Raw genomic sequence first — 20,245 nt, 5'->3', positions numbered from 1 at the left:
TTAACAATGGCAGAAGAACATAACCATGATCACGATCACGAAGGACATGAGCACATTACTTTAGTAGATGAACAAGGAAACGAAACGTTATACGAAATTCTTTTAACAGTTGACGGACAAGAGGAATTTGGTAAAAATTACGTACTCCTTTATCCAGCTGGTGTTCCAGAAGAAGAAGATGTTGAATTACAAGCGTATGCTTACATTGAAAACAATGAAGGAACTGAAGGCGAATTACAACAAATCGAAACAGACGCTGAATGGGATATGATCGAAGAAGTATTCAATACATTCATGGCTGAAGAAGAAGAATAGAGTTAAAAGAGTAGCTGAACCCTTGATACATAAGGATTCAGCTTTTTCTTTTGTTTTAGTGAATGCCATTTTGAATGCCATCCGTTAAAAATTTAAGTGTTTTACCAGTTTTTCAACTGTTTTTTTTGATTCTTGTGACAAGTGGCTATAGGTGTCTATAGTCATTTTTATTGAAGTATGGCGCAATCTGTCGTGTACTTCTACTTGCACCAGCTTCTAAGTACGGTGCTGTTAGTTGTTAGTCACGAGATAAAAAAGGAGATAGCCGTTAAGCGTCTCCTTGTTTGTTTTATAAATTAAAATCAATATCTTTGTATTCAATGACTTCCTGCGACTTAACATAGATATCCGAAGATAGTCCTACTTTCATTCTTAGGGTTGATGTTGATACGTTTATTACTCTGATTCGTTCTTTCCCAACATGATTTATCCCTCTTGGAAAATCATTACTTACAGAAAAATCGAATGTTCCCTGAGTACCAAAATCAAAAAAACTGTATCGATGATAATGCCCATCGTATAGACCCAATCTATCAACAACTATGATTTCTGGTTCACAAGTGTCGAGTTTATATTTCACTTTGAATTTAGAAGCTATTTGATCACTAGAAAATCCGCCAACATTAAATTCAACAAACTCTCCTGATTTAAGTTCCACTTCTTTTACAAGCGGTAATGCACGGGTAACAGAGTAATTCAACGCATCTGGGATTTGTTCTTCCGCTTCTGCTGCATTAGTTACCCCGAACATCCCTACAACTACCAAACAGCTTGCTACTAACAATTTCTTTTTCATAAAATAAATCACTCCTTATTATTTGTAATTAAAATTTAATATAAAGAGTGTAACGATACAATGGTTAATTAATTTTTAGCTTATTAATTAGTGAATACCGTAAGCCATTTATGTTAACCATCTTGCCATAATAACATTGTAGTTTTCTTTATATTTTGAGTGTTATTACTGGGTTTCTTATTGAGCTAAAATACTGTTGTATCAATGGTGAGGTGACAAAGTAAGGGGGACTATAATCAAAAAAGAGAAAAGTTGAAAAGCGGTAATTCTGTTAGGGAAGGGCTGCACCGTTCTACTGCAGATAGTAGGGTGTACTTTTTGGTACAGGGGAGCTATACATCGCTGAGGTGTTCTTTTGTTCTCAGTCAGTTTCTAAAGAATCCTAAAGCTATCATTTTTTTAGAAGAGCAAGAAAAGGCGATAGATCAAGAGTTACGTCAAGAATTTATATTGGATGCTTTAGAGGTAAAAAAAGAATTTCTTAGTACTAGCAATCACTTTCTAAATTAGCGTGTCATAGTTAGATAGAAATAGAACCTAGTAATTTCTACTCTAAGTATTAGGTATCTATACTGACTATGAGGATGAGAGCGCAAAAGTGCGCCATCAACCAGCGGAGATTTGCGCTCATTAGAAATTGACGACCTAACGAACAGTTAGGGCATAGAAAGGGCTAGTGAAAAGTAACCAGTCCAATATTGGTAGCGTTCAACAGAGTATCAAAATGCTACCTAGTTGCTATTCCTCATAAGTGGGGATGACCTAGCGGAAAACGAGGACATAAAACGAAACGATATTTTTAAAGTACCAATTCGTTACTTTTGAACTGACACGAAATACCGACTTAGTTACTATCAGTAACCTAGTTGAGTTTGATCGGATTAGACTACTATTAGTAACGAAGTTTTGACTATTCGCTATAGCTATTTTTTCTTACTCTTGGTATGATTAGGTAAAAAAGGGTGATGAAATGAATATTTTTATGGATAAAGATGGTATCTTTCAGTGGGGAAGCATTGCTGCTTTTGTAAGTTTGTTAGCTGCATTTATTGCTGCAAGTGCTTCGATTTGGAGTAGTAAGAAAAATGCTCAAATTCAAAAAGAAATAGCACAACAAAATATTGATGCAAACCTCAAAGCTTCTGCAAGAATTGATTGGATTCAGAATGTCAGATTGCTAGAAGTTGAATATATTGATGATTCGAATGTATTTATGAAATGTGCAAACTCAATTATTGATCATCAAGTCAGATATTTAGAGTGTTGGGCAATATTTAACGACGAACAGGGAGTTTTTATAGAAGCGAAAGCAATAAATAAATACTTGGAAGATCTTGAAAATTCGCTTACGAGAATTCAGAAAAATTATTTACTACTGAGATTGTATTTTGGTAAAAATGTAGAAGATTTACAAGTAATTGATGCAGCATTCTATATCAAAGAAAATGTAGAAAGAATAAAGCAGTTATTAGTACAATCACATCGAAAAATAGAATTACTTAGATTAGATAACTTAAGGCAAGATCAGAGTATATTATATCAAGTATCAGAAGATTTAGAATCGTCTATTGAATATTTCATTATTTTTGCAAGAGATTATAATAAAACGGAATGGGATAGAGCTAAAATAGGAGAGTAGCAATATCTAATAATAATGAGAACTATATCAAATTATTATATCTATTGGCATAGTGATTTTGCCTGTACTTCTATGTATAGCGCCCCACGCTAATGAGAATTATAGTGAATGCCAAAATGAATGCCATTAGCAAAATAGTTAATGATATTCGGTGATTGGCTATGAATGTTTTCTTCTTAAAAGTCACTAAATAACAATAGATAAAACGTTATGAACAACAATCATCATTCATAGTGGTTGGTAGAAGAATAACATGCACAGAAAGAACTAAGATGCAGCATAAGGTCTCGGTTCTTTTTTTGTTCGGACTACTAGTTTAGAAAAGTAAGAATCATAAGTTACAGTTGATTTTAATCGTTTCATCATATTTATATTTTATTTATTATATGATAAACTAAATAAGACAATATGATAAAACGGGAGGAACAAAATGACTGTTAATAGTAATTCAAGTATTGCTGGTGGGATTTCAGCATCTTTTAGTCAGTCTGCCAGTGCATTAAATAGTATAAGTGTCTCTGTATCAGCTTCTAACACGAATGTTTCAGGAAATGCCCCAGCTGTACAATCGCTTAATAACTACCAACAGGGATTAGCAGCATTATCTACTAGTGTTGTTTCTGCGGGTGATAATATTCATTCCGTTGCGAAAGAGTTTGAACGAATCGATCAAAATATTGCTCAATTGACAAAATTTAATTTTCCAGGAGGGTTGTCATGAGTGAAGTCCAGAAACAACAAGAATTTGATCAAAAAAATTATCAGTTCAGGATTCGTTTGGAACAACTTCAAGAGGATCAGTTAGCGATTAGAAAAGAACAGCGCTACATAGAAGAGCAACAAGAAGAATTTTTTCAGCTACAACAACAAGAACAGGCTGCTTATGATTTTGTCTTAGGAAACTGTGAAGCAGAGGAGCGAGCTTTCTTTGAAGAAAGAGGAGATGAGAGCCTTCATCTCGCTAAAAAAACCCAACGAGAATTTGATGAACAACTCCTTCAGTTAAAAAAAGATGAGCGTACATTGTTTGATCAAGAAGAAAATCTAAAGGTAGAACAACAAGCTTTTTGGAAGAATCCGGAGGCAAAAGAAAATGGGGCTTAAATTTTACGTTAGTGAAGCACAGGCACGATCATCACAAGCTTCTCAATTGACCAATCAAGCAAATCAGGCTATTACATCATTACAAGCAAGCATTCAACTGTTTTTATCTGCACCACTTTCTAGTAAGGCCTACGATTCAGCGAAAAGTTATTTTATGGTTGCTTATACACCATTATGTCAATCTGCTATAATGACAGGTGAAGCGTTGGAAAGTGTGCATAAAAAGTTTCTTAGTGAATATCAAGGAACCGTTAGTGGGATTGATACGGATGAAGATTTGATCCTAGAAGAGATTAACCAGTTTGAGCAGTTAAAGCAGCGCTTAGATCACCAAATGAGTACCGCGAAAACACCACGTCCAGATTTAGAACGGAGATATATCAATGCCTGTGAGAGTATTGATAAGCGTCGAGAGAAATTAGAAAAGTTTCATGCATACGATGGTCAATCAGCGGGATTCTTTTCAGATTATGAAGCGAGTCAACAAGAATTTAATACAGGTTTGGCCCAAGTAGCAAATTCTAAAGCATGGAATCCAGCAACAGGAACATTTGACTTGAAACGTTTAGACATGACATGGGCAAAACCAATCCATACACGTTGGAAGCAACGTGAAAAAATGAAACAACAAGTGAAAGATGCTCAAGTAAAACAAGCAATTGGTAAACTAAATGGTTATGAAATCGTTAAAACAGAATTAGGCAATTGGTATCTAATGAAAGATGGTAAAATTGTTTCACCTGATAAATACTCAGAACTATATGAACAATTAGAAAAGTGTAAAGATTACTTAAATAAAGATCAGTACACGTTTAAAAAAGTAACGATTAAAAAAGGAATTGTTGATCCAACGGTTGCTATACCAGGGTTTGGCGGTTTTGGAAATATAAAAAATGTAATCAAGGGAATTGGAACAGTTATCATTTCTGCTGGCATATTAAACGCACTTGATAATGCTCCGTCTATTTCCTTTAGTGACGCAAATACAGACGATATTGAGATTGAAATACCTAAAAATGTACAAAGAAAGATCAAGAAGCTTTCTCCTGAACAAAAAAAGGCATTGGATGATGCTTTAGACAAATTAAAAAATGGAGAACTTGAAGGCTCAGGATTGAACGATCACGCTTTAGGTCATAATAGAAGTGGTGAAAGAGCTATTGATTTAAAAGGAGTGGGAAAAGGACGGGGACAAGGTAGAATTACGTATGAAAGAGACAGCAACGGAAATATCAAAATTACAGATATTACAACAAAACATAATTATAAATAATAAGGGTGAATAATAAAATGAAAATGGAACATATTTTAATAGAACTATTTTTAGAAGACGATGCAGATCTGAATCAAGAGTTGGAACAAGGAGCAAAGCTTAAAGAGCTTATTGATTCTAGCAAAGGGTGTACGATTGTAGAAAATGAAATAGCTTATGCTGGAAAAAACGGTTTTGTTCATGGTGTGGAGGATTCAATCGGTTTTGGAGGAGAAATGGATATAGATTCAACCATAGAGAATTCTAGCGAAAAGAGAAAAGACCTAATTGGTTTGTGGGAAAAAGTATGCAAAGAAAAAATAGATGAAGCTTATGAAGAATATATGGTGTTAAAAAGTAAGTATCTTGAAGAAAATTAATGTTTTTTGCTGTGAAATTGTAAATATGTAGAGTGTTCAATATTATGGATCTAAATTTCTGTTTTTCACATATAACGCCCCACGCTAATGAGAATTTTGGTGAATGCCAAATTGAATGCCATAAAAAAAATGGTTAATGATATTCGGTGATTGACTATGAATATTTACTTCTTAAATGTCACTAAATGACGATAGATAAAACGTTATGAAATAAGATCGTCATTCATGGCGGAAGAAGAATAGTAGTTATTTAAAAGCTGAGTCCACAATTTGTAGGACTCAGCTTTTTTATTGTACCAAATATTCCAAAGAAGAGCTTTTTAGAAGTAATCATACGTATAGATATCATTACCTTTAAGCGGTTTCTCATATTTATATATTATCTAGCATATGCTAAACTTAATAAGAAAATATAGGAAATACAGAAGGTAGAAAATAAAAAATCCGATCAAAAAGACTGTTTGGACTTATACGATCAAATAAAAAAGCTTAATTACACATAATTTTGTGGTGGAAAGAATAAATGTCATGGATCTAAGTACAGGTGGTGAAGAAATAAATGAGTTCAATTCATGACTATGAAATAGATGTCTATACTGTTGATTTTAAAAAGAAGACAATAGTGTTTGATGTATCTTATAATCAAGAAAAAAACAAATCATATTTTATGGTGTTTTTTGCTATCGATTTTATGAAGAAATGCCCTATAGTATCATCTTTGATTTGGAGGAAAGGCCTATAGAAAGTTTTTTTACTGAGAATGAGGAGTTGCTAGAAAAAGCACAAAGTTATGCCTGGCCGATAATGTATGATTCATTACAAGAGCTGAAAGCAGAGATAAAAGATGCTGACTTACATTACCAAGTCCTCACTTCATCTTATGGATTAAACGGGTGGATTCTAGCTGAACGAGTCGAAATTGTTACTGTTAAGTAAAGAATTGTATTATCAAAACAATGGATCTATCTAGTGATGGATCTTTTAATAAAAAGGAGTTTCACTATGAAAAAAATGATTGTTTTATTCAGTGCGATATCAATAATTGCACTGACAGGTTGTTCTTTAGATGGAAAAGAGAACGTATCCATCTCTTCTTCCAGTGATACAAAGACTACTTCAATACAAGAAAAAGCAAGTATTTCCCAAAAGGATTATACTTCACTTGTTGGACTTTGGGAATGTTTAGATGAAGCAGCAAGAGGTGAACAAGTATCTATCAAGCAAAACGATGCTGGAGTAACGATCCAATACGCAGATGAAGAGGAGATGGTGACAGAATTTATCGAAAAAAAATCAGAAAAAGATAGCACCTATTTTAGATTTGAAAATAAAAATGATGAAATTGCCTATCTGATTGATTTAGAAACAGACGGAACGATTACTCTTAACCGAGGAACTACTAATGCTGAAATGACTGGGGAAAGTAAGCCGATGGTATACAAAAAAGTAAAAAACACGACGGATGAGAAGCCGAAAATCAATAAAGAAACCGCCAATTTTACTTTACAAGTAATAAAAGAAGAAGTAGAAAAAACTGGGAACTTTGAGATGTTTAAAAAGGAGCCAAATTTTGAGGATGATGATTTTAAAGTATTAGCAATTCCAGAAAGTGAAGGGTATGGTTTTATTAGCGGCCCCGATAACGGAGAACCGGCAGCAGTTGTTCAAGATGAAAGTGGCAATATAATTAGGGAGGACAACCCATCAACTGATCCCCGAGCAACAACACTTAAAGAGGCAAGAGAGTTGATTGAGACGTTGAAAAATAACCAAGTAAATCATAATTAAGTAGCTGTATAGGTTACTTTCTCTATAAAAAAGAGCTGAAATTCTATATTTAGATTCAGCTCTTTTTTATAATCACTTCTCAATTTCATTTTTTTCTTTCTGATAGTACATCGAAAGAATCAACCCGATCCCAATAAAATTAGCTAAATACGCCGTCCCACCTTGACTGATAAAAGGCAGTGGAATCCCAGTCAAAGGCAACAAACCAATATTTGAGCCAATATTTTCAAGAATATGGAATAAGAAATACATGATCACGCCAGTTGTGATATAGGCGTAAAATTCTCGTTTGGCATTTAGCGTACAGATCAACATTTGATAAATGAGATAAAAGAAAAGTAGAATCAAAGAGCACGTCCCTACAAATCCATACGCTTCCCCGATCACAGTAAAAATCATGTCAGATTCCCGAACAGGTACATATGTCCGCAAATTGGTCAACCCTTTTCCCAGCATTTCGCCAGATCCAATAGCTGTTAGACCACGTGCTTGTTGAAAAGAAATCGAATCTGCATAATCAAAAGGATTAAGCCATGCGTGGATTCGGTTAAATTGATAAGGTTGAAAATGAAAGAAGGACAGAATTTTTTGTCCTTGTTCGGTTAAAACCAATAAAATACCACTCACGCCAAGTATACTTAAAAGGCCGAAACCGATTGTTAAAATTTTCCAAGAACAGCCTGAAACTAATGTTATACCAAGAAAAATCGAAACAAAGACTAAACTTGTTCCAAAATCTTTTTGATAAAACATTAATGCTAGAACGGGTAGGCTGACAAGAGATAATTCTCCTAACAAACGAAAATCCTCTTTTAAAGTCGACGGATTTGAAAAGTGTCGACGTCTTTTTGTTACAATATAGGCTAACATTAAAATATAGCCAAGTTTTACGAATTCTGAAGGCTGAAAGGAAAACGACCCCAAACGAAGCCAACGCTTAGTTCCGGTTGCCGCTGCCATCACAGGATCATAAAATTTTACAAGTAATCCCATCAAAAACAGCGATAAACCGTAAAGTACGGGTGTTGCTTTCCATAAATATTTTATTGGAATGACCATTGTAGTAAACATTACGCCAATCCCTAAAAGAGTCCATAAAAACTGTTTTTTCAGTAAAGGTTTAATCGACTCCACAGCCGGATCTGCATTGAATGCACCATATTGAGCGATAAATCCTACAAGAATCAACAAAAAAACTGGTAAGAGTAAGCCGTAGTTTACCGCTTCTTTTTTTGAAAGGATTGCTTTATTCATATCATCCCTCCTAGCCGATAGCCTTCACGAATTTCTGTACCACGAGCATTCAAGGCAATCCCAAGGGTGATACTTAGTATTAACAAGCTAGAACCGCCGTAACTAATGAATGGGAAAGTTAGGCCTGTCATGGGAATATAACCTAAAAGACTGCCAACATTTACAGCAACTTGCAGACAAAGCAACATGCCGCAACCAATGTAAAGATAAGAAAAATAGAGTGATTTTGATTTTATTGCCAATAAAAACAAGCGTCCGACAATCAAAAAGACCAAAAATAAAATACCTAAAGAAAAAAGTAACCCTAATTCCTCAATACAAATAGCGAAGATAAAATCTGTGTCTGCCGCTGGCAAATATCCTTTTTTTTGAATACTGTTGCCTAAACCGCGACCAAAAAATCCACCGTTATGCATTGCGTAATAGGCATTTGAGGTTTGGAATCCTTTCCCTGTTGGATCAATAAAAGGATTTTGCATCACTTCAAAACGAGTGACCAAATAACTGAACTTTTGAGGCATCCAATTGGCTGGAAGCGACAATAACAACATTGTACCTAAGCGCTTCATTACGACAAATCCAAGCAAAGCTAACGTCATAAACCAAGGAGAGAGCCCGCTTGATAAAAATAATACGCACACCAAAATAAAAATCATTGATGCCCCAGCAATATTTGGTTGAAGAGCGACTAATAGCATAAAGAAGACAGAAACGAATAGGGACTTTTTATGCTGTTTAAAGGAAAAGGGCACTAACGTGTCGTTTTTTGCTAAGTTTGTAGCTAGATAAAGTACAAGTACCAAGGGAACTAATTCAGACGGTTGAAATAAAAGCACACCTAAATTGATCCAACGTTTTGCACCACCTACGCTTGTCCCAATCAGTGGTAAAGCAATAAGTGTAAGAAACGTCAGGATTAGCATGATCTGCATTATTTTTGGATGGCGAATGATACTTAAATTGATTCGATAAACAAAAGCCATACAGACAAGACTAAAAGCAAAATAGGTCATTTGTTTGATAGCTTTACTGGCGGTTCCTAGTTCACTGTCAAGTAAATGATAAGAACTAGAGCTGTATACCATTAAAATACCCACGATACAAAGAATCAAATAAGGAATCAAAATATAGAAGTCTAAATAGTGTAGTTTAGATAATCTCTTTGGTTGCTTCATTTTGTCACCCCATCATCCATCAACAGCATCACTTTCAGATTCGTCTGCTGTTTACTAGTAGCGTAGATGTTTTTTCCATGAGATCGTGTCTTCTTTTTTTGGTGATAGGAGTTGATTCCAACGGTATTTTCGAGTGCTGTAAAAAGAAGACTCTTGCCAGAAACTAGGTAAGGTAACCTTTTTTTCGTTATTCTCATTTTCTCTTCCTCGCTAATCATTTTAATTGATCATCAAATAAAGTTTGCATTAGGAATCGACTTTGATATCAGTATAAAAAGCTCTTTGGCTTGGACTAACGATGAAGCAAGCATTGTAGGAACTAAGAAAAAACAGAAGCCTGTAGGGTTGGATTTCTTTGTTCCTAGTTCTATTCACCTCCTGCATAGTGATGCTATCAACATTCGTTACCAATACAAAAAAACTTCGCCTAAATAACTCAGCGAAGGGGGATTGATTACAGCACAAATAAAGCTTTTCATCATTCTCATCGTTGAGTTTTAGCACTATGAAACGTAAAAAGCAGAGCTTTTAGCTACTTTGTGAAAAGCCTTAATTCGACAATTCCTGTCCTACCCATTCCTGTCTTTCGACATTTTTGAGCAGTAGCCTGTGTTTCCATAGGAGCCTCACCTAACAAGTTATTCAGATCGCTTTAAATATAGTGAATATCTGTATTGAAGTCAATCTCATAAATATTAATTTTTTTATAATATAATAACTTGAAATGAAGAATCGTGGTAATTTTGAAAAAAGAATTCTATCTGTTACAGGTTTCCACCAAAGATAGCTAATTTATCAACAGAATAAAATTCGACATTTCCTTTACTCTTTCTTAAAAAGTAAACACTTCCTAAATTAAAAATGACTATCGCTTCTAGTTGTAAAACATTGTAAAATAGAAGAGGAAAAGAATACGTTTACTTCTATGCTGAAATGAGGAGGAAATGACATGAGCTATAAAAAAACGCCTCAAGGAAATTGGATCCTTGTTGAAAATGAGAATGGTGCAACACTTGGGTATGCTAAAAATTCAGGTGTTTCTCTGATCGAAAAAGATGGTTTTGCATTTAAGGATTTGAATCAAAACGGGGTGCTAGATCCCTATGAAGATTGGCGTTTGCCGCTTGAAGAACGAATAGAAGATTTGGTAGCAAAATTATCTGTTGAACAGATTGCTGGCTTAATGCTATATAGCAGACACCAAACAGTTTCTAAAAAGCAAAATCATTTTGTTGAAATGTTTTCCGGCACTTATGACGGACAGCCATTAGAACGTTATGAGGGCTCGCTTGCCGAGCTGACGGATCAGCAAAAAGAGTTTTTAAAAGAAGATCATATCCGCCATGTCTTATTAACACTAGTCGATTCTCCAAAAATTGCTGCACAATGGACTAATAATTTACAAGCCATGGCAGAAAGCTTAGATTTAGGTATACCGGTAAATATAAGCTCTGATCCTAGACACAGTACAAGTGCTGATACAGAGTTCAATGCAGGAGCTGGTGGGGATATTTCGAAATGGCCAGAACAATTAGGCTTGGCTGCAGCCTTTGATCCTGAATTGGTTCGGAAATTTGGCGAAATTGCTAGTAAGGAATATCGCGCGTTAGGGATTACGACGGCCTTATCGCCACAAATTGATTTAGCGACAGAACCGCGTTGGATGCGTTTTTCCGGTACGTTTGGTGAAGGAGTGAAATTAGTTACTGATTTAGCTAAAGCTTATTGTGACGGATTTCAAACGACGCCTCATGAAAAATGTGACTGGGGATCAGAAAGCGTCAATGCAATGGTCAAACATTGGCCTGGTGGAGGAAGCGGTGAAGCGGGGCGCGATGCCCATTATGGTTATGGGAAATATGCCGTTTACCCAGGTCAAAATTTTGAGGAACACTTGCAGCCGTTTCTTAATGGAGCATTTTCTTTGGAGAATGGAACTGAAAAAGCATCAGCTGTAATGCCGTATTACACTATTTCTTATGATCAAGATCAAAAAAATCAAGAAAATGTAGGCAATGGGTTTAGTGAGTTCATCATTAATGATTTATTGCGAAAAAAATATGAGTATGACGGAGTTGTTTGTACAGATTGGTCGATCACGCGGACGCCGTTAAACCTGATCAATTTATTGGTGGAAAAAGCTGGGGTGTCGAAGGATTGACCATTGAGCAACGTCATTATAAAGCATTATCGGCAGGTGTTGATCAATTTGGCGGAAATAATGATATTGAACCTGTACTAGCTGCTTATGAGTTGGGTGTTATGGATCATGGCGCGCAAGTGATGCAAGAAAGATTCCGAATTTCTGCCCGTCGGTTACTGAAAAATATTTTCAAACTGGCCTGTTCGAAAATCCCTATTTGATCCCAGAACATTCAGAACAAGTAGTTGGAAATCCTGAGTTTATGGAGATTGGATACAAAGCACAGCAAAGATCCTTGGTTCTATTAAAAAATAGACATCATTTATTACCTTTGCAAAAGCAGACAAAACTTTACATTCCGAAACAAAAAATTGGTGAGTCAGCAGATTGGTTTGGGAATATTCAGCCAGCTTGCGAAAAGAATCCAGTCAACCCAGATTTTGTAGAAAAATATTTTCAACTAGTTGATTCACCAGAAAAAGCTGAAGTTGCTTTAGTGTTTTTGGCGTCTCCCAAAACAGTTGGCTATTCAAGGGAGGACGAAGGAAACGGCTACTTGCCGATTAGCTTACAGTATCGGCCATATACTGCTAAACTTGCACGTGAAAAAAGCCTAGCAGGAGAAAATCGATCATATGTTGATAAAAGTAATACAGCAGCTAATAGCGGTGATCTTGAGACGATCCTATCACTTAAAAAGGACTTTCCCGATTTGCCAATCATTGTTTCTCTTACAATGAAAAATCCAACAATCGTTAAAGAGTTTGAAGGAGCTGTAGATAGTATCATTGTTGATTTTGGGGTCCAAACCCAAGCCATATTAAGTGTTTTGAGCGGTGAATATACGCCATCTGGGTTGTTACCGTTTCAAATGCCAGCCGATATGGAAACGGTTGAACAACAAAAAGAAGATGTTCCGTTGGATCTGATTTGTCATAAAGATGAATTAGGCCATAGATATGATTTTGGCTATGGGATGGATTTTGAAGATCAAATTAAAGATGAGCGGTTGAACTATCAAAAATAGAATTAATGGAAACAGTGATGAAATCTAACCATTTCGTTGCTGTTTTTTTGTCAAACAAATGATTAAACAAAAAATAGTTTGGGTGCTATACTATAAAAGTGTTACAGGTTTTTAAACTGTATTATAAAATGTGTTTTTTATAAAGGTTATTTATTTGTAAGTTCCATTATAGATGATTTTATTTCCAATGGAACATAAATATAAAAGGAGTGTAACAGATGGTCGGAAAAAGCAGAAACGGCGCTGAAGTGATTGTAGAGAGTTTGAAAAATCATCAAGTTGATTATGTCTTTGGGATTCCAGGGGCAAAAATCGATGGTTTATTTAATTCCTTAGTTGATGATGGACCAGAATTGATTGTCACGCGTCATGAACAAAACGCAGCTTTTATGGCCGCCGCAGTTGGGCGTTTGACTGGGAATCCTGGTGTAGTAGTTGCTACAAGTGGTCCTGGCGCAAGCAATTTGGCAACAGGCTTAGTCACAGCTACAGCAGAAGGCGATCCTGTGCTGGCAATTGGTGGTCAAGTAAAACGTAGAGATTTACTAAAACTAACACATCAAAGTATGAACAATGCTGCGTTATTTGAGCCAATTACCAAATATAGCGCAGAAATTCAAGATCCCGAAACCATTTCTGAAGTCATTGCGAATGCCTATCGTTTAGCAAAATCGTCAAAAAAAGGAGCCAGTTTTATTAGCATTCCTCAAGACGTTGTTGATGGAATGGTAGAATCTCCTGGCATTAATCCATTGAATGATCCCAAAATCGGCTCTGCTTCAACGGAAGATATCCGCTATCTTTCCGAGCAAATTCAAGAAGCAGAACTCCCTGTTTTGTTGGTAGGTATGAGAGCTTCGACTGAAAAAGAGGCCCATGCGATTCGTGAAATTGTGGAGAAAACCAAGATTCCTGTTGTTGAAACGTTCCAAGCAGCGGGTGTGATTTCTAGAAATTTGGAAGAGCATTTCTTTGGTCGGATTGGTCTGTTTCGGAACCAACCAGGAGATATGCTATTAAAACACAGCGATTTAGTGATCGCTGTTGGATATGATCCAATCGAGTATGAAGCTAGAAACTGGAACGCAGAAGGTGAGTCGAAAATCATTGTGATCGATGATACACCTGCTGAGATCGATCAATATTTTCAGCCGGAACGAGAATTGATCGGTGATATTGGGGAGACGTTAACTGTTTTGTTACCAAGTATTGAAGCGAAAGTTCTCCCCGAAAACGCTACACGATATTTACATTCATTACATGAAAAAATGATCCAGCGGGATAGTGTAAAAGAACCAAGCACAACTGGCTTGATCCATCCGCTAGAAGTTATCGACACATTACAAAGCATAGTAACTGATGAAATGACAGTCACAGTTGATGTGGGCAGTCACTATATTTGGATGGCTCGTCATTTTAGAAGCTATGAACCTAGACATCTACTATTTAGTAATGGTATGCAGACATTAGGTGTGGCACTTCCATGGGCGATTTCAGCTGCATTGGTTCGGCCGGATACGCAAATTATATCAATTTCGGGCGATGGCGGCTTCTTATTTTCGGCTCAAGATCTTGAGACTGCAGTTCGCAAAAAATTAAAAATCATTCATTTGATTTGGAATGATGGCCGGTACAACATGGTTGAATTTCAAGAGCAATTAAAATATCATCGAATTTCGGGTGTTGATTTTGGACCCGTTGATTTTGTGAAATATGCTGAAGCCTTTGGTGCAAAAGGTTTAAGAGCTAAAAATACTCAAGAATTGAAAGAGGCGATTTTAACTGGGATCGAAACAAATGGCCCAGTAGTAATTGATATTCCAATTGATTATCGGGACAATGAAAAACTAGGGGAGACGATTTTGCCAGATCAGTTTTATTAGGAAGGTGAGGACAATGACAAAAGAAACAGTTTTATACCAGCATGGTACTTTGGGTGCTTTAATGGCTGGTTTGATGGATGGAACTGAAACGATTGCTAATATCTTAAAAAAAGGTGACTTTGGGATTGGAACGTTATCTGGTTTGGACGGAGAGTTGATCATTTTAGATGGGAAAGCTTATCAAGGTCGCGAAGATGGTGCGTTGATTGCACTTGATGAAAAACAGGAGACACCATACGCCGCAGTGACGACATTTAAACCGACAACCACTTTTCCAGTAGAGGGTCCTATAGACAATTTAAAGATCAATGCATTGATTCGTGAACAGTTGAAGAGTGAAAATCTTTTTCATGCCATTAAAATTTATGGAACGTTTAAAGAAGTTCATATTCGAGCAATGCCGAAACAACAAAAGCCATATAAACGTTTAGTTGAAGTATCTAAAGAGCAGCCCGAGTTTATAAAAGGGAATGTTACTGGCACCATCGTTGGTTTTTTTACACCTGAATTGTTTCAAGGGGTTGCGGCAGCTGATTTTCATCTGCATTTTATTGATGATGAGCAAACCTTCGGCGGACATTTGATGGATTTTATATTGGAATCAGGAAAAATTGAGATTGAACCAATGGATTCTTTACTACAGCATTTTCCTAAAAATGATGAAACATTTATTCATACAGCGATTGATTATGCTGATTTGGATAAAGAAATTCAAGAGGCGGAATAGTAAAATTCCTAAGACATTATTGAACTTTGTCTTAGGAATTTTTGCTTTAAAGTAATTTTTTCGCTTTTTCTGTATTTGCAAAATGAAGTTTCGCATATTTACTTAGTAATTCCATGCCGCCTTTTGCCAAGACTTTGGCTGCGACTTTATCAGAAACAGTTCCTGCACCAGACGGGACTTTCATCCCTAATTCTTTCGATTCTTTCTCTAATTCTTCTAAAAAAGCGGCTCGGCTAATGATTGAAGCAGCCGCAACTGCTACATGATATTGTTCGCCTTTGGTAACGAAGTATAACTTTTCCTTCACTTGATTTTGTTCACTTCGTACATATTTTTTATAATTTGCTTCTGGTGTGAATTGATCAATCAAAATCGCTTCAGGTTTAGTCGGTGCGATTTCTTCCAACAACAAGTGGATTGCTTGATTATGCAATGCAACTTTCATGTGAACAGCGTTGTATTTTGGCTGGATTTGATTGTATTTTTCTGGTTCAACAATCAACAGTTTAAACGGGATCAACTCTTTGATAACACTTGAAAGTTGGACGATTTGAGGGTCAGTCAGTTCTTTAGAATCTCTGACGCCGAGAGCTTTTAATTTAGCTACCATTGTTTTGTCAACGTAGGCTGCACAAACAGTAACTGGACCAAAATAACTACCATTGCCCACTTCGTCGCTACCTAAGACGGAAAGCTGACTAAAATTAGCTGGTAAGGTGCTTGCTTGTTTAGTTTTTGCAGCGCTTGTTCCTTTATTTGGGGTAGAATCTCCCCATTGTGCAGCCGTCTTTTCTGCAGACGGACCTTGGAAAACAACTTTTCCAGAGGTGTAGGCTGTGATAGTTGTGTTGCCAACCTTTGCAATAAATTCAGAATAAGGAACATTCTTATTTAAACAATTTTTTTCGTAGAAAGACTTCATTTTTTGCATGGTATTTTTTGTTACTTTAATTACTTGCGTTTGAGACATGATGGTACTCCTTTCAGATTGTCTAATCTATAGTAAAACAAAAGAAAGAAAAAAGGAAGTGAGGTTTCTTAGGATAGAAAAAAGAGAAGCTTAGTAGGCGCTATCCTCTTATTTTATTAATAAATGAACTTAAAAAATCTGGGATTTCATATTTGAAAATGATATACTCGAATTTAGGTTGTGATAACATCAGTTGTTTTAGATGAAATTGGTATTGTTGGTAATTTTCGGTATATGAACATTTTTTGTTCTTATATAAAATATTAAAAAGGGAGCGGTAAAATGAAAAAAGAAGAACTAAAAAGAGGTTGGAGAATTATTATAACGATGATTTATGCTTTACTATCTATGGCAATTTCGTTGTGTATTCCATTGGGAATAGCATTTGCGTTTTTTGGACGTAGTGGCATGAATGAAACAGTATCCGATGTAACAAATATGCTGATGGGATTCATAGGAGCGCCAATAATGATACTATTGACAAAGCGTTACTATCAAAAACATTTCTTATCATCAATTGAGACTTTTGACTTTGGTGAAAGAGATAGCATAAGAAAAATAGGGTTAGGTTTTCTCATGGGGGCTTTGATGATAGTGGCTTTATTTGGAATATTGTGGCTGCTAGGTGCGGACATACAATTCTATGACTTTAATATTAATTGGTTTTCTATTTTATCAGGTGTTTCGACATTCTTTGGTATGGCTGTGGTTGAAGAATGTATCTTTAGGGGATTACTTCCAGCAGCTTTCTCCTTTTTAGGAAGCAAGGTTGCGATTATCGTTCCAGCGGGGTTGTTTGTAGCTATGCATATGGACTTATGGAGGAATTTAGAAGTATTTAGAATAATTGATTTATTTATTGCCGGCATTCTTTTTATGTTAATTTTTAGGCAAACAAAAAGCTTAGTTTTTGTAAGTGCGTTTCATGCAGCAAATAACGTTACTGCCATGTTGCTTGGTATCGAAATGGATAACGGGTTCTTAAAAACAAGCTTAAACCATCCGCCGCTTGGACTAACGGTTGATCAATTTTTAGCGATTTGTAGCGCTGGTATTAGCATTGTTTTAATCGTTTGGCTTTATTTCAAGAAAAAGCCAGTACGAATCGCATAACTATGCTTAGAGAGTGACTTTGACCAATGCGTGGTTTCAGCCGCAGGCTAATTTGTCTGTATTTGAGTTTTAGGAAGAACTGTGGTAGAATGTAGTATAAGTAATGATACTAGTTTGAGTGAGCGGATTTCTGCTCACTCTTTTTAATGGAGTAACTTAATAAGAAAACAGGATAATACGTTGATTTATCCTGTCTTCATTGGTTGATTACTAGCGCTTTTTCTGATGTTAACCAAGTTTTATGTTTTTTTGACTAGTACGTTACATAAATCTCGAAGGAGGCGAAAATTTTGAGTAGTGTTGTGGAAACTGTTACCGAGTTAGTCACACCAATCTTAGAAAAACAAAATTTTGAACTTGTAGAAGTAGAGTTTGTCAAGGAAGGAAGAGACTGGTTTCTTCGTGTCTTTATCGATAAAGAAGGCGGTATTGATATCTTAGATTGTGCACTTGTTAGTGAACAACTAGATGAAAAGCTTGATGCTATGGATCCTGATCCGATTCCTCAAGCATACTTTCTGGAAGTATCCTCTCCGGGAGCTGAACGTCCGTTGAAGAAAGAAAGCGACTATGAAAAAGCAGTAGGAGAATACATTCATGTTTCACTGTATCAAACGATCGATGGTGAAAAACAATTTGAAGGTATCTTAAAAACAGTAGATAAAGATCAATTGACCTTGACAGTCAAAATCAAAACAAGAGTCAAAGAGTATACATTTGAACGAAAAAACATTGCCAAAGCTCGTTTAGCAATTCAGTTTTAAAAAGTAAAATATAAAGCAGAACTTTCCGGTTTTTGCTTATCACAGGATGCAGAAATCGACCTATAAAAGGTTGATCAGCTCCGTTCACCTTTCATTTAGATAGTAGGAGGAAATGATAAAAAAATGAGCAAAGAAATGTTAAATGCACTAGATGCATTAGAAGCTGAAAAAGGTATTTCTAAAGAGATTGTGATTGATGCATTGGAAGCAGCGTTAGTTTCCGCATATAAAAGACATTATGGGCAAGCCCAAAACGTTGAAGTAGAATTCGATGGCAAAAAAGGAAACATCCATGTTTATGCCGTTAAAGAAGTAACAGAAGAAGTATTTGATTCGCAATTAGAAGTGTCATTAAAAGAAGCGATGGAAGTTAATAAAGCTTACGAAATGGGAGATAAGATCCGTTTTGAAGTAACACCAAAAGATTTTGGTCGTATTGCAGCGCAAACAGCGAAACAAGTTATCTTACAACGTGTTCGTGAAGCAGAGAGAAATATCATTTATAACGAATTCAGTGCTTACGAAAATGATATCATGCAAGGAATCGTCGAAAGACAAGACCGCCGCTATATCTATGTGAACTTAGGCAAGATCGAAGCTGTATTATCTAAGCAAGATCAAATGCCAAATGAATTTTATCAACCTCATGATCGTATCAAAGTGTACGTTTCAAGAGTTGAAAATACATCCAAAGGTCCACAAGTTTTCGTTAGCCGTAGTCATCCTGATTTACTGAAGCGATTATTTGAACAAGAAATCCCAGAAGTGTATGATGGAATAGTAGAGATCGTGAGTATTGCTCGTGAAGCAGGAGATCGTTCAAAAGTCTCTGTTCGCTCAACTGATCCGAATATCGATCCTGTCGGAACATGTGTTGGACCTAAAGGACAACGTGTTCAAGCAATCGTGAATGAATTAAAAGGCGAAAATATGGATATCGTTGAATGGAGTGAGGATCCTGCTGTTTTCATCAGCAATGCACTCAATCCAGCACAAGTAGTCGATGTTATTTTCGATCCAAACAACAACAAAGCTTGTACAGTAGTTGTTCCGGATTATCAGTTATCACTTGCTATTGGTAAAAGAGGTCAAAATGCACGTTTAGCTGCAAAATTGACAGGTTTCAAAATCGATATCAAACCTGAGTCAGAGATGGAAGACTATTATGCACAACTTGCAGAGAATCCAGAAACATCAGAAGAACAACTACACGATGATGCGATTGTAGAATCTGATATGACTGCTGATGATTACGAAAACGTTGAGTTTGAAGAAAAAACAGCTGAAGACGAAGAACAAGTCTAACGATTTGGAGGGAATAAAATGAAAAAAAGAAAAATCCCGATGCGCAAATCTGTTGTTTCAGGTGAAATGAAACCGAAAAAAGAATTAGTTCGAATCACACGCTCTAAAGAAGGCGAAGTTGCCATCGATCCCACAGGGAAAATGCCGGGACGAGGTGCCTATGTGGCTCTTGAGCCAAAGAGGTCCAAGACGCATGGGATAAGCATATTTTAGATCGTGTGTTGGAAACGACATTGACGGATGAATTTTACCAAGAATTATTAGACTATGTTGAACACCAAAAAGCGCGTAATGAGTTGTTCGGCAATGGATAAAGAAAAAATACTGAATTTATTAGGTTTGGCTATGAGAGCTGGAAAACTAGTAACTGGTGAAGAATTGACGATCGGTGATATCCGCAGTAACAAAGCAAAATTTGTTTTTGTTGCCGCTGATGCTAGTGATAATACAAGAAAAAAAATTAAGGACAAATGTTCTTATTACAAGGTTCCTTGTGATGAATCATTTTTTCAAGCAGAGTTAAGTCATGCGATTGGTAGAACACGTATGGTTATCGGCATCAATGATCCAGGCTTTGCAAAGAAATTCAAGGAATTAATCAAAGGTTAGG

21 protein-coding genes, 1 pseudogene and 1 riboswitch are annotated in these 20,245 nt (G+C 36.1%); of the genes and pseudogenes, 17 read left to right on the top strand and 5 right to left on the bottom strand.

Annotated features, from left to right (window positions below; genetic code table 11):
- Positions 1–6: 6 nt before the first annotated feature.
- A complete protein-coding gene (locus tag V192_RS0108770) occupies positions 7–315 on the top strand; it encodes a DUF1292 domain-containing protein (RefSeq protein WP_010760984.1) in 309 nt (102 codons plus the stop codon).
- A 289-nt stretch (positions 316–604) separates the two neighbouring features.
- Here V192_RS0108770 and V192_RS0108765 read toward each other — a convergent pair whose 3' ends face one another.
- A complete protein-coding gene (locus V192_RS0108765) occupies positions 605–1,111 on the bottom strand; it encodes a hypothetical protein (RefSeq protein ID WP_025870910.1) in 507 nt (168 codons plus the stop codon).
- Positions 1,112–2,081: 970 nt separating this feature from the next.
- Here V192_RS0108765 and V192_RS0108755 point away from each other — a divergent pair.
- The 6 genes from V192_RS0108755 (at position 2,082) to V192_RS0108720 (ending at position 7,274) form a co-directional block, all read left to right on the top strand.
- Positions 2,082–2,750, top strand: coding sequence for a hypothetical protein (locus tag V192_RS0108755; protein ID WP_025870906.1), 669 nt, complete (start codon positions 2,082–2,084; stop codon positions 2,748–2,750).
- A gap of 430 nt (positions 2,751–3,180) precedes the next feature.
- A complete protein-coding gene (locus V192_RS0108750; protein WP_025870904.1) occupies positions 3,181–3,471 on the top strand; it encodes a TIGR04197 family type VII secretion effector in 291 nt (96 codons plus the stop codon).
- Positions 3,468–3,854, top strand: coding sequence for a hypothetical protein (locus tag V192_RS0108745; protein WP_025870902.1), 387 nt, complete (start codon positions 3,468–3,470; stop codon positions 3,852–3,854). The genes V192_RS0108750 and V192_RS0108745 overlap by 4 nt, the downstream gene beginning before the upstream one ends.
- Positions 3,844–5,127, top strand: a complete 1,284-nt coding sequence (locus V192_RS0108740; RefSeq protein WP_025870900.1) for a T7SS effector LXG polymorphic toxin — start codon at positions 3,844–3,846, stop codon at positions 5,125–5,127. Before V192_RS0108745 ends, V192_RS0108740 begins: the two co-directional genes overlap by 11 nt.
- A gap of 17 nt (positions 5,128–5,144) precedes the next feature.
- Entirely contained in the window at positions 5,145–5,486 is a 342-nt protein-coding gene (locus V192_RS20890; RefSeq protein WP_025870897.1) for a hypothetical protein, read from the top strand.
- A 1,002-nt stretch (positions 5,487–6,488) separates the two neighbouring features.
- Positions 6,489–7,274, top strand: coding sequence for a hypothetical protein (locus tag V192_RS0108720; RefSeq protein ID WP_025870893.1), 786 nt, complete (start codon positions 6,489–6,491; stop codon positions 7,272–7,274).
- A gap of 72 nt (positions 7,275–7,346) precedes the next feature.
- Here V192_RS0108720 and V192_RS0108710 read toward each other — a convergent pair whose 3' ends face one another.
- Genes V192_RS0108710 through V192_RS0108700 form a run of 3 tightly spaced genes read right to left on the bottom strand, consistent with a single transcriptional unit; the run spans position 7,347 to position 9,900 of the window.
- Complete coding sequence (locus V192_RS0108710) at positions 7,347–8,528, bottom strand: FtsW/RodA/SpoVE family cell cycle protein (protein WP_025870890.1); 1,182 nt, start codon at positions 8,526–8,528, stop codon at positions 7,347–7,349.
- Positions 8,525–9,703 (bottom strand): FtsW/RodA/SpoVE family cell cycle protein, encoded by a 1,179-nt coding sequence (locus V192_RS0108705; protein WP_025870888.1) that lies wholly within the window; start codon positions 9,701–9,703, stop codon positions 8,525–8,527. Before V192_RS0108705 ends, V192_RS0108710 begins: the two co-directional genes overlap by 4 nt.
- Positions 9,700–9,900, bottom strand: a complete 201-nt coding sequence (locus V192_RS0108700) for a hypothetical protein (RefSeq protein ID WP_025870886.1) — start codon at positions 9,898–9,900, stop codon at positions 9,700–9,702. Before V192_RS0108700 ends, V192_RS0108705 begins: the two co-directional genes overlap by 4 nt.
- 278 nt (positions 9,901–10,178) lie before the next feature.
- Positions 10,179–10,348: riboswitch (M-box (ykoK) riboswitch) on the bottom strand.
- Positions 10,349–10,652: 304 nt separating this feature from the next.
- On the opposite strand from V192_RS0108700, the gene V192_RS22125 reads away from it, so the two are divergent.
- The 5 genes from V192_RS22125 (at position 10,653) to budA (ending at position 15,483) form a co-directional block, all read left to right on the top strand.
- On the top strand, positions 10,653–11,864 hold the full coding sequence (locus V192_RS22125; RefSeq protein ID WP_239644621.1) for a glycoside hydrolase family 3 N-terminal domain-containing protein: 1,212 nt from the start codon (positions 10,653–10,655) through the stop codon (positions 11,862–11,864).
- Positions 11,861–12,067, top strand: coding sequence for a hypothetical protein (locus tag V192_RS22120; protein ID WP_239644620.1), 207 nt, complete (start codon positions 11,861–11,863; stop codon positions 12,065–12,067). The genes V192_RS22125 and V192_RS22120 overlap by 4 nt, the downstream gene beginning before the upstream one ends.
- On the top strand, positions 12,064–12,873 hold the full coding sequence (locus V192_RS22115; protein WP_239644619.1) for a glycoside hydrolase family 3 C-terminal domain-containing protein: 810 nt from the start codon (positions 12,064–12,066) through the stop codon (positions 12,871–12,873). Before V192_RS22120 ends, V192_RS22115 begins: the two co-directional genes overlap by 4 nt.
- A 218-nt stretch (positions 12,874–13,091) precedes the next feature.
- Entirely contained in the window at positions 13,092–14,756 is a 1,665-nt protein-coding gene (gene alsS / locus V192_RS0108690; protein WP_025870884.1) for an acetolactate synthase AlsS, read from the top strand.
- Between the two features lie 13 nt (positions 14,757–14,769).
- Positions 14,770–15,483: an acetolactate decarboxylase gene (budA, locus tag V192_RS0108685; RefSeq protein WP_025870882.1), complete on the top strand. Its 714-nt coding sequence runs from the start codon at positions 14,770–14,772 to the stop codon at positions 15,481–15,483.
- Between the two features lie 46 nt (positions 15,484–15,529).
- Here the strand turns inward: budA and rnhC are convergent, their stop codons facing one another.
- A complete protein-coding gene (rnhC, locus tag V192_RS0108680) occupies positions 15,530–16,453 on the bottom strand; it encodes a ribonuclease HIII (RefSeq protein ID WP_025870880.1) in 924 nt (307 codons plus the stop codon).
- A gap of 282 nt (positions 16,454–16,735) precedes the next feature.
- Between rnhC and V192_RS0108675 the strand changes: the two genes are divergently transcribed.
- The 5 genes and pseudogenes from V192_RS0108675 to V192_RS0108655 all read left to right on the top strand — a co-directional run bounded on the left by V192_RS0108675 (position 16,736) and on the right by V192_RS0108655 (position 20,244).
- A complete protein-coding gene (locus tag V192_RS0108675; protein ID WP_025870877.1) occupies positions 16,736–17,566 on the top strand; it encodes a CPBP family intramembrane glutamic endopeptidase in 831 nt (276 codons plus the stop codon).
- A 290-nt stretch (positions 17,567–17,856) separates the two neighbouring features.
- On the top strand, positions 17,857–18,330 hold the full coding sequence (gene rimP, locus V192_RS0108670; RefSeq protein ID WP_025870875.1) for a ribosome maturation factor RimP: 474 nt from the start codon (positions 17,857–17,859) through the stop codon (positions 18,328–18,330).
- A 123-nt stretch (positions 18,331–18,453) separates the two neighbouring features.
- Complete coding sequence (gene nusA / locus V192_RS0108665; protein ID WP_025870873.1) at positions 18,454–19,635, top strand: transcription termination factor NusA; 1,182 nt, start codon at positions 18,454–18,456, stop codon at positions 19,633–19,635.
- 18 nt (positions 19,636–19,653) lie between these two features.
- Positions 19,654–19,949, top strand: a pseudogene (gene rnpM / locus V192_RS19750) (RNase P modulator RnpM).
- The gene (locus tag V192_RS0108655; RefSeq protein WP_025870871.1) at positions 19,942–20,244 is read left to right on the top strand and encodes a YlxQ-related RNA-binding protein; all 303 of its coding nucleotides are present in this window, start codon (positions 19,942–19,944) and stop codon (positions 20,242–20,244) included. Before rnpM ends, V192_RS0108655 begins: the two are co-directional and overlap by 8 nt.
- Position 20,245 lies beyond the last annotated feature (1 nt).

It is taken from the genome of Enterococcus crotali, assembly GCF_000633635.1.
In the GTDB taxonomy this organism is placed as follows: Bacteria; Bacillota; Bacilli; order Lactobacillales; family Enterococcaceae; genus Enterococcus_L; species Enterococcus_L crotali.
Note: the sequence above shows the minus strand (reverse complement) of the source record. Positions and strands in the feature narration are given on the sequence as shown.